Annotated in this window: 1 protein-coding gene; it reads right to left on the bottom strand. The window is 67.2% G+C overall.

The features are described from left to right. On the bottom strand, window positions 1-235 hold a 235-nt coding region (locus tag CVH10_RS24510; protein ID WP_146143414.1), incomplete at both ends, for a flagellar hook-basal body complex protein.

Below are 235 nucleotides of genomic sequence, written 5' to 3'. Positions count from 1 at the left end.
GCCCAGCTGGGTGCCCGGGCCCGGCGTACCGGTGAGCGCGGCGCCCGATGCCTGCGTTTCCTTCCAGACGTTCTCGCCCATCGGCTCCAGGCCGTTCGGGTTGGCGAAGGAACTGAGCACGACCTGCCCGAGCAGCTGCGTCTGTTCGTTCGAGTAGGTGCCGGTGATCGTGCCGTCGGGGTTGATCGAGAAGGCCGTCAACTGACCCGAGGTGTAGCCGTCCTGCTTGAGCGCA

Origin of the sequence: Halomonas sp. ND22Bw (assembly GCF_003011945.1) — a bacterium.
Lineage (GTDB): Bacteria > Pseudomonadota > Gammaproteobacteria > Pseudomonadales > Halomonadaceae > Halomonas > Halomonas halophila.
Note: the sequence above shows the minus strand (reverse complement) of the source record. Positions and strands in the feature narration are given on the sequence as shown.